The 8234-nt window shown below is 60.3% G+C and carries 10 protein-coding genes; 9 read left to right on the plus strand and 1 reads right to left on the minus strand.

Annotation, left to right across the window (positions count from 1 at the left end; genetic code table 11):
- Positions 1-760 precede the first annotated feature (760 nt).
- Both ACGFIV_RS36035 and cutA read left to right on the plus strand, forming a co-directional pair.
- Positions 761-2047 (plus strand): hypothetical protein, encoded by a 1287-nt coding sequence (locus tag ACGFIV_RS36035; protein WP_392839538.1) that lies wholly within the window; start codon positions 761-763, stop codon positions 2045-2047.
- Positions 2048-2249: 202 nt separating this feature from the next.
- On the plus strand, positions 2250-2555 hold the full coding sequence (gene cutA, locus ACGFIV_RS36040; protein ID WP_392839555.1) for a divalent-cation tolerance protein CutA: 306 nt from the start codon (positions 2250-2252) through the stop codon (positions 2553-2555).
- Here cutA and ACGFIV_RS36045 read toward each other — a convergent pair.
- Positions 2518-3954 carry a helix-turn-helix domain-containing protein gene (locus tag ACGFIV_RS36045; RefSeq protein ID WP_392839540.1) on the minus strand — a complete coding sequence of 479 codons (1437 nt, stop codon included), beginning with the start codon at positions 3952-3954 and terminating at the stop codon, positions 2518-2520. The genes cutA and ACGFIV_RS36045 overlap by 38 nt on opposite strands.
- A gap of 327 nt (positions 3955-4281) precedes the next feature.
- Between ACGFIV_RS36045 and ACGFIV_RS36050 the strand changes: the two genes are divergently transcribed.
- The 7 genes from ACGFIV_RS36050 (at position 4282) to ACGFIV_RS36080 (ending at position 8158) form a co-directional block, all read left to right on the plus strand.
- Entirely contained in the window at positions 4282-5067 is a 786-nt protein-coding gene (locus tag ACGFIV_RS36050) for an SAM-dependent methyltransferase (protein WP_392839542.1), read from the plus strand.
- Positions 5068-5433: 366 nt separating this feature from the next.
- Positions 5434-5688, plus strand: a complete 255-nt coding sequence (locus ACGFIV_RS36055) for a hypothetical protein (RefSeq protein ID WP_392839544.1) — start codon at positions 5434-5436, stop codon at positions 5686-5688.
- A 284-nt stretch (positions 5689-5972) separates the two neighbouring features.
- Positions 5973-6323 (plus strand): hypothetical protein, encoded by a 351-nt coding sequence (locus tag ACGFIV_RS36060; RefSeq protein WP_392839546.1) that lies wholly within the window; start codon positions 5973-5975, stop codon positions 6321-6323.
- On the plus strand, positions 6320-6547 hold the full coding sequence (locus tag ACGFIV_RS36065; protein WP_392839548.1) for a hypothetical protein: 228 nt from the start codon (positions 6320-6322) through the stop codon (positions 6545-6547). The genes ACGFIV_RS36060 and ACGFIV_RS36065 overlap by 4 nt, the downstream gene beginning before the upstream one ends.
- Positions 6548-6742: 195 nt before the next feature.
- The gene (locus ACGFIV_RS36070) at positions 6743-6931 is read left to right on the plus strand and encodes a hypothetical protein (protein WP_392839550.1); all 189 of its coding nucleotides are present in this window, start codon (positions 6743-6745) and stop codon (positions 6929-6931) included.
- 31 nt (positions 6932-6962) lie between these two features.
- Positions 6963-7310 carry a hypothetical protein gene (locus tag ACGFIV_RS36075; RefSeq protein WP_392839551.1) on the plus strand — a complete coding sequence of 116 codons (348 nt, stop codon included), beginning with the start codon at positions 6963-6965 and terminating at the stop codon, positions 7308-7310.
- A complete protein-coding gene (locus tag ACGFIV_RS36080; RefSeq protein ID WP_392839553.1) occupies positions 7304-8158 on the plus strand; it encodes a hypothetical protein in 855 nt (284 codons plus the stop codon). Before ACGFIV_RS36075 ends, ACGFIV_RS36080 begins: the two co-directional genes overlap by 7 nt.
- The last annotated feature ends 76 nt before the right edge of the window (positions 8159-8234 follow it).

The raw sequence follows: 8234 nt of genomic DNA on the forward strand, positions 1-8234 counted from the left end.
ACGACAGGCACGGTTTCCTCTTCAGATCAGGTGGCCTCAGATACCTCTGATCTTCGGGAACCGTGCCTTTCCATCTGTGGCGGCTTGGCATTTCCCTACCTGCGTAGCCGTATGTTTATGAACGAACCCCATCAAAACCTCAACTCGCCGGGGCCCTGGGTGATGGTTGGCATGACTCGTTCGGCCGAGAGAGTGCCATCGCGTGGGCAAAGTGGATCATCGAAACTCGATATCCTGATCTTGCAAAGGGGTGCTTCGATGCGCCTCCCGGGGGCGAGGATTCGGTACACGTCATCTCCGACTCTCATGACGCGGATAATGATCGATGGACCATCTCGCTGAGCGACGCTCAAGGAGCTTCGTACAAGGTGATTCTCGGACTCCTGGATGGTTTCCCCACGGCTCAGATGATCGAGCGAGCAGAACCTTTGGAGGAGTTGTCGGATTAGGTGACAGGTCAATATCTACCGGAATAGGTAGTGGGTCTATCACGTACGTCTTGATCAAGCTGGTGAAGGGCACAGCGCGACAGAAGGTAGTCACAGTCAACGAAGCATCGCGACCCTCCAAGGTTCCCGATCTATTTCTTAGCCGACTGAGGGGTAAACGCCCCAGAGGAAGGTGGGATGGTGGCGCGATGTGCGGCCTGCATAGTTCGCAGCCAACTTGGCAAATGTCATAGCTAAGAGTGTCGAGAGTTCCATTCCGTGGAACACCACTGATCTGCCCATGCCGGCGGAATGCATGAAAGACTCGAATAATGGCAAAGAAATCGATAGCAAAAGATCTCCATGTTGGAGAAATTGATGACGAAGAGTTGAGAATAGTTCTTGGATCCATACTTCCAAGAAGCGCACAGTTCCGCGCACAAGAAGTTGAGTACCGCACCCAGAATGACGACTGGGCACTTAGCTTGCACTATCGTAACGGCAAGATAATTGATGCCACATCGGGGCCCGCGATGACACCTGCGATCAAAGGTAGGATACAGGAGGCCATAGAGCAAGAAATATTAATTCCGTCTGATCTTAAGATCTCCCGCTGGACGATGTTTAGCAGGAAGGCCGTCGACGGTCAGTGGCGCCATGGAGATAATCTCCGCATCGTCCCTGCCCCCGCTCAAGCTCCACGCCCTTCTGAATTAATGGCCGAACATCCGTTCATTGTAGATCTACCCTTCAGGGGCTCTCCCAATTTCGTTATCGAACAGTTGCGTTACATGAGGCGAGCGCAGGAACTCGCCCTCCTGCTCAACCTTTTTCTATCGACCCGTATCAGCTTGTCCGTGAACTCTGCAAGAAAGCATTGGGTCTTCGTGCGCCAAGGATCAACTACAGTCTCAACCTGGGCAAATGAAGGCTACTTAATACCGAACTTCACCTACATCGTCAACGACTTTCCTGTGGACAATTCTCCTTTGCTGGCAGAGGTGGAATCGAACACTTACTACAATTCGAGGAACTATGTAGGCGATACACTAACGATCCCGACAGAGCTCTCTCAATTGTTGGACATGGTTTCCAGCCTAAGCGTTGAGGCTCGCGATCGATATATGCGAGCTTCCTACTGGTACCACACCGCGGCAACCGTCTGGGACTACTCAAAGTCTCTGTATTTTACGTCATTAATCAACGCTATAGAGTGTGTGGCTGGCCTAGATATCGATCGCTCGCCGCAGTCAGGAGCTGGCCCTGACTTTAAGCCAAGCACCCTATTCAAGACGTTCATGCAGAAGTTTGCGCCCGGACAGCCGAGTGGCGCCCAGCTCGATAAAATCTACGAGGCGCGAAGTGACATCACGCACGGAGAACGTCTTCTGGTGAACGATGGCGTGGTTGCTTCGTGGGGGCTAGATCAAACTTCCGCAAAGGATCGAGACATCAGTGAGAACGCGCGTGTTCTCTGTCGAGCAGCACTGATTAACTGGCTGTGGAGCCGTAATTCTCTGTCCGGGGGCCTACTCATCAGTGTAGGGCTTGAGGCCAGCAAGGTACCGCCTCCAGGAACAAAGAGTGGCGTGATAGTATTTACTCCTAATTCCGAATGATCTCCATCACGAGCCATCCATTTTCGCCATGGAATCGATATAGCCTAGTAACTGCCTGGGTGCTATTTTAGGCATCCTGGCAGAGGGCTCACTCCACCCTATGAATGAGCGACTGAGGACGACTTGGCCGCATAGATATTCATCTCCACAAAATGGACTAAGAGGACAGGCGATGCCGGAATACCTGCAGGTTTTAACGACGATGCCGAGTACGGAGGAGGCGGTGAAGCTCGCGCGGAGCATCGCTGGCGAGCGACTCGCTGCCTGCGCTCAGATGGTTGGGCCCATTCGTTCCGTGTACTGGTGGCAAGGAGAGATAAAGGACGCCCAAGAGTGGCAGCTTCTCATCAAGACAACGGCTGCTTTATTTCCCGCTCTCGAAGCACATATCAAGGCTAACCACAGCTACGATACACCCGAGATCATCGCTACACCCATCGTTGCGGGGAGCGCCGAGTATTTTGCCTGGATTAGCGCTGAGACGAGGAGAACTGACGCTTCGTCATAGCCAGGTCTTCCATGAAGGATCTGACCATTGGCTGAGTGTGCCAGCGCCTTAGCGATTCTGCCAGCACTTCAAACCTGGGAAGCCAGATAGCGTATTCGGTTTCTCTGACCGCTGCGAGACCGTCCCTTGCGAGCTTCGCCGCTGCATCAATGGAACCTTGAACGAGATGCGCCGTAGCGATATCGGCAAGGATGATCGCGGCTCTCTTTCTCTCCACATGAGGAAGTCGTGCGATGACGGCATGCGCCATCTCTTCTGCCTCGTTCAATCTTCCCATTCGTGAATAGGTCGCGATTCGGAACGAGTCGAAGCGGTCCTGATCGAGGAACCGTGTCCAGACTCGATCTTCTTCGGGATCCGAGATGCTGAAGGCCTCTTCGGCACGCGCCCATGAGTGAATGGCGCTCTCTTTGTCGCCGAGAGCCGCGCTCTCCTCTGCGTGTCGTGCGGCAAGCCATGACATCGTGCCTGGCGAAGCAGAAGGCGGAAGTACCTCCAAGGCGCTTGCTAGCAATGCCCTAGCTCGTCCATGAGAGCCCTTAGCGCTCGGGATGTAGCTACGGTACGCGTAGGCGCACGCAACGATGCTGGGGTCGTCTGCCTCTTTAGCGGCTCTTTCCGCAGTGCTGTAGAAGTTGCGCGCGGTCGTAGGGCTTCCCATGTCGCTGGCGATCCAGCCGGCCAGCACGCTACTTTCCGCCGCTACGACGATCAGACGCCGCCTTAGCTCGTCTTTCGGGTCGGTGGTCGTGCCGTTGAGAATGGTCCCAACCTCTTTGAGGTGGAGAGCAAGTCCTTTGTAGATAGAGCCTGCCGACATGATTTCTTCGAGACGATGGAATCCCGCTGATCTAGCTTCCATCTCCCGAACGATCGCTTCGTCTATGGCACTTGGTTTGGCCAAGGCATACGAGAGTCGTTCCCAGACCTCATTTTGTGCGAGTGCTGTAGTGGCACCGAGGCGCGCAATCATGCCGAGTAGTTCGCGTCGCTTCAACGCGTCACCCCGCTTCCCGACTTCCTCCGCTAGAAGCTGCAAGTCGAACGTGTCTGTAGGGATTTGAAACTCGCCGCTGATGATCTGCGCACCGTCCGCGCCGTTGCCGTCACTCTTTGGGGAAAGCCCCAAAGAGTGACGTAAGTGCGCAGGCATGCCCAAGCCATCAGCGAACGCCTCAACTGTAGACTTAGCGGTCGGGATGCGCTTGCCTGTCTTGTACTCGCTTATGCGCCCCTGGGCGATTCCTGTGAGACTGGCGATCTGCCCTTGAGTGACTCCGTACTTGCCGAGGATGCGGATGATGCCCCCGACGTCACGTCGCCGGCATACGTCATCCATGTCTTGACGTGCAAAAACGCCATCAAGGATCTCTCTGACGTTTCGCTGATCCATCGCCATGGCGTGCGTTCCGTCCCTTTGGCAGCTCGCCTGTAAAGAAGTCGGCAGATCTCTAAGTCCATCACATCGTGAGATATCACGGTGAGATTAGCCCGAACGCCTTTGCTTGAAACCCTCCCGTCAAGGCAAGACGCAGGTCAGGGCCGGGGACTCGCAGAGAGATATGCGGCTCGCCTATCACAGGAGGTGCAGAGCCGTGATTGCTACGTGAAAGCGTCGATACGGACCGTAATCGGAAGGTTGCGGAGCGCTGGAATCGATCTGAGAGCGGCCTCCAATAGGGGGAGTGCCACGCATCCGATCGAGCCGCCTAGCGTGAGCAGAGTCATGAAGCCGGTCTATGACCCTTCTCAGCCCAATATCGCCCGGATCTATGACTGTTTCCTCGGTGGCAAGGACCACTTTCCCGTCGACCGGCAGGCAGCCGCGAGGGTCATCGAGAGCGCGCCGTACGTCCCTCGGCTTGCCGTGGCGAACCGGACGTTTCTCAGGCGTGTAGTCCGCTACTTGGCGCAGGAGGCGGGTATTCGGCAGTTCCTCGACATCGGGTCAGGTCTACCGACACGGCAGAACGTTCACGAAGTGGCTCAGGCGGTCACGCCAGATGCCCGAGTGGTCTACGTGGACAATGACCCGTTAGTGCTGGCCCATGCAGACGCGTTGCTGGCCACCAACCCCACCACGCACGCAGTCGGCGGTGACCTCCGGGAGTCCGGTGCGATCCTAGGACAGGCCAGTACGCTACTGGACTTCTCCCAGCCGATCGCCGTCCTGTTGTTCGCGATCCTGCACTTCTTCCCCGATGGTGGGGAGCACGACCCGTACCGGATCGTCGGCACCCTGACTGACTCGCTGGCATCCGGCTCATACGTGGCGATTTCGCACCTGGAACCGACTCCGGCCATGATCGAGGCCTCCCATGGCTACACCGCTGCCGAGATCGCCTTCCGCGACCGCGACCGGGTGTTGCCCTTCTTCGCCGGAACCACGCTGGTAGAGCCGGGCCTGGTACGGCTGAACGAGTGGCGGCCGGACGACTTCGACGCGGTGTACCCCAGCGATCACCCTGACGTACCCGTGTGGGTACTTGGTGGCGTGGGGAAGAAGCCGTGATCAGGATGGTCACCGTTCAGCGCTCCCCTGTCGCGTCAGCCGTGCTACGGCTGTGCCGAGAGCTGGAGAGCCACGGGATCACTGCCGACCCTCATCCAGGCGACCAGGTGGCAGCGCTGTCACTTCGGTACGGCTTGGTGGTGTGGTGTGAGCACGGACCCAAAGGTGTGCATTTTCGCTGGTGGACGGGGCGTCTCTCCGAGCGCACCGGGCGGAGGGTCTACACCTGCTGCCCCGCCGACGCTCCCACCACGGCAGCACAGCGGGTAGCCGAACGCTACCGGGAAATGGCCACCGACCATTCGCCGTCACCCGCGACAAATGCCCCTGTCCAGAGGGCGACCGACATCGACAACGAGTCCCTCCGTGGCTGAGTTTGAGATCGTCTGGGTCCAGTCGCCGAAGATCAACGCATTCAAACACGGCATGGTCGGTGGCGTGCGTGCCTTCACCTTGGACGTGCTGTGCCGGCCGATGGAACTGCACTGCAAGCTGCCCGGTCCCAAGGGAGCACAGGCGATCGAAAGGCTCCCCACCGAGCAAGCCGCCCACAAGAGGGCACGCGAGAAAGTCATTGAGTTCTTGGAACTGTTCGGCCAGGCGTCCCCGCCAGCTCCATAGCAGGACGCGGTGCCTCGCTGACCTCCTGTCTGACCCGGAGACGTTCAGCCTCGCGCCGTAGTCTCCCAAGCCGCCCCCGGCAAAGCCGCAGCGTCTACAAGACGCTCATTCCTCGGCTCTGTCGGGGGCTTTCTCATGTCTGAAGTGGCATCTACCAGGCATTTATCTCACCACCAGATCCAGTTGATCTCATCGCAAGATCTCATCTCGTGATGGGGTCACCCCTTCCGCCGAACCTACCTTCGCTATCGCAAGGTTCCCCCCGGCCGAAGGAAGTGATCTCGATGGCATACCCCGACCATGAACACCGCCCCCGCCTGATCACCGGACTCCGAGCGCTTGCGGACTTCTTGGAAAGCCGCCCCGCGGTGACCGCTCCGCGCGACGTGGCCGCCACGGTGTTCGTCCCGCGCGGTACCGACGCGGACATGCGCGCTGAGGTCGAGCGCTTGGCCGGCCTCATCGGCTCGACCATCGACCCCGAGGGCATCGCCTACGGCCACCACCGCACCGCCGTGCGCTTCGGTCCCGTGGAGTACGGGGCGGTCGCAATCCTGGCCGGTGCGCGTGCTCGTCACGAGGCCCTGATGTCCTACTCCGGCGCGGTCGTCCCCGACCTTCACGAGGGGGCGTGACCGTGGACATCTGCTTGATCATCGTGTTCCTCGCGCTGTTCCTGGGCGCTGTCGTGCTGGTGGCGTTCATCGCGTTGACCGCCAGCATCCGCAGGCAGGACCGCCGCATGAGCCTCGCCGGCGGACCGCGTACCTCCCTCGACGGCGCGACCCGTCGCCTTGTCGGCGTTCACGTCCGCCACTGCCACGACACCGCCCCCGGCTTTCACGACGTGAGGAGGTGAACCCCGTTGCGTATCCCTCGACTGTTCGGCCGCCGTTGCCCCTGTGGCGCCATCACTGACCCTGGCACCGGCCGATGCCGCAAGTGCCGCGCCCGTGCCCGCTGGCACCGCCGCAAGGCGCACCACGACGGCATCTGACCGCCAACCCCTGACCGGATCCCCGCTACATGAGGCAAGTCGAGAGGAGGTGACCCCTTGAAGGTATCGGTTCCCCTGGTGGTGCTGCTGGGAGTGGCCGTTCTGGTGGCCTGGCGCTACCTCGGCCTGAGGCTGTGGCAGGCGATCACATGCCTGCTGTTCGGCTTCTTCCTGGCCGCTACCGCCGTAGCCCCTGACATCCGTCGTCTGGTGAGCGCCGCCCTGAGCTGGCTCACCGGCTCCTGACCCTGTTCCCCGACCTAAGGAGGGATGCCTAGTGCCCTACACCAACCCTTATCCCGACCCGGCTCTTCAGGAGGTCATCGCCCGCAACCACACGGCCCGTCAGCTCATCAACGCCTTCTCTTCCACCACCCTGACCCTGGCCGATATCTGGCAGCACGTCACGACCGCGCTGGACGACACACTTTCCCTGGCTGCGGAGATCGCCAAGCTCCGTACTGAACTCGCCCGCACCCGCCGCAGGCGCGCCGACCTGATCGCCGCAGCTCGCGCAACCTTGAGCGCTCACCACGACGGCGAAACCGATTCGCTGTTCTACCTGCGCGACGAACTCACCGCACAGCACGCCGATTACGCGAAGCAAGGTGAGGCCAGATGGTGAGGCATCGCCACTCGCGGCACCGGTTGCGCCGCAACGCCCGCCGGATGCGTCGCGACGGTATCGAACCCATGATGGTGCTCTCCGATGATCTGGAGTTCGCCCCCATCGCCCTCGTGACCATCGCTCGCGCGATGTGGCGTTACCGCTCCGAACTCGCCCCCCTGACCGCAATGCTTCTCGCCCTCACGGGCGGGAGGATCCTGCACACGGCCTATCCCACGTGGTGGCCAACCGTCCTGATCCTCACCGGACTGGCAGCGTGGGCGCTGGCCTTGTACGGCCGATGGGTCAACCTGACTCGACCCGTGGAACGCGGCTACGCCGCCGCAACCGTCATGCTCATCGGCGGATGGACGGCTACCGCCACGGCCGTTGGCCCGTTCACCGCGCCGCTTCCGGCCACGCTCATCATCGGGGGGCTGGTCGCCGGCCTCCCGTGGTGGGCGCATCGCCGGCGTCGTGCTCGGGTACGCGTGGAACGCACGCTCGCCGCCTGGCCGGACATCTCCCACGCTGTCGGCCTTACCGGCTCACGCATCCAATCGGCGATCGTCGACCTGTGGGGATACCGCGCCAGGGTCGCTCTGGCACGCGGTCAGACGGTAGAGGACGCCATCGCCAAACTGCCCGCCCTGGAATCGGCCCTAGGAACACGACGCGGCGCGGTACGAGTTCAACCAGTCCCCGAACGCGCCAACCGCCTGGAATTGCGCGTCATCGAGACCGACCCGCACGCCGACGCGATCGCATGGCCTGGCCCCTCCGTGACCTCCATCACGCAACCCGTCAAGCTGGGCCTATTCGAGGACGGTAGCCCCGTACGGGTCTCCCTCCTAGGAGCTGTTTGACGTTCGGATCTTGGTGGGGTCCGGTAGCGGGCTGGTCATGGCTGATAGAACTCGGATGTGGCGCGCTTTGATGTGA

The organism is Sphaerisporangium sp. NPDC049003, from assembly GCF_043197795.1.
Lineage (GTDB): Bacteria > Actinomycetota > Actinomycetes > Streptosporangiales > Streptosporangiaceae > Sphaerisporangium.